1 protein-coding gene is annotated in these 1,197 nt (G+C 68.8%); it reads left to right on the plus strand.

Annotated elements, in window-relative coordinates; translation table 11 throughout:
• Positions 1-1,197, plus strand: a 1,197-nt coding sequence (locus AB0H50_RS35535; protein WP_357461673.1) for a proline dehydrogenase family protein, incomplete at both ends; no start/stop codon positions are given.

The following is a 1,197-nucleotide window of genomic DNA, read 5'->3' on the forward strand; positions in this document are numbered from 1 at the left end:
GCGCGTGGAGGCGTCGCTGCGTGGTTGGCCGCTCGCCACCTGGAACACGAAGCTGGACACCGATACGAACTACAAACGGTTGCTCCATTACGCGCTCACCCCCGAACGGATCGAAAACGTCCGGATCGGGGTAGCCGGGCACAATCTCTTCGACATCGCCTACGCCTGGTTGCTGGCGGGCCGGCGCGGCGTACGCCACGGTGTCGACTTCGAGATGCTGCTGGGCATGGCCCAGAACCAGGCAGAGGTGGTGCGCCGTCACGTCGGCAACCTGCTGCTCTACACACCGGTGGTCCACCCGGAAGAGTTCGACGTCGCGCTGGCGTATCTGGTGCGCAGACTCGAAGAAGGCGCGGGCCGGGACAACTACATGTCGGCGCTGTTCGACCTGCGCGACGATCCGTCACTGTTCGAGCGCGAAGCCCAGCGGTTCAGGGACTCCGTCGCCGGGCTCGACGACGAGATTCCCCCGCCGAACCGGCGGCAGAATCGCAACGAGACTCCGGAGCCGGAGGCCAGGCAGGATTTCGCCAACGCAGCGGATACCGATCCGTCGCTGCCACAGAATCTGGCCTGGGGCCGCGCGATCCTCGCCCGGGTTCCCGCCTCCTGTCTGGGTTCGGACCTCGTCCGGGCACACACGGTGCGATCGACGGACCAGCTCGACGACATCGTGGGCACCGCGGTGCAGGCCGGACGCCGTTGGGGCGCACGCAGTGCCGCGGACAGAGCAGAAGTGCTCGAACGCGTGGCCTGGAACCTCGAGGTCCGCCGCGCCGACCTCCTGGAGATCATGGCCGCCGAGGGCGGCAAGACTCTCGACGAAGCCGATCCCGAAGTCTCCGAAGCCGTCGACTTCGCGCGGTACTACGCCGGCCGGGCGCGCGATCTCGCGACGGTGGACGGAGCGCGCTTCCTGCCGTCCGCGCTGACCGTGGTCACGCCGCCCTGGAACTTTCCGGTGGCGATTCCGGCGGGGTCGACGCTGGCGGCGCTGGCGGCGGGGTCGGCAGTCGTGCTCAAACCCGCGGCGCTCACCGCGCGATGCGGCTCGGTCCTCGCGGAGACACTGTGGGAGGCCGGGGTGCCGCGCGACGTGCTGCGTCTCGTCCATCTCGAGGAACGGTCCCTCGGCAAGCAGTTGATCGCCGATCCCCGGGTCGATCGGGTGGTGCTCACCGGCTCGTACGAAACGGC

Origin of the sequence: Nocardia sp. NPDC050793 (assembly GCF_040654065.1) — a bacterium.
Taxonomy (GTDB): domain Bacteria; phylum Actinomycetota; class Actinomycetes; order Mycobacteriales; family Mycobacteriaceae; genus Nocardia.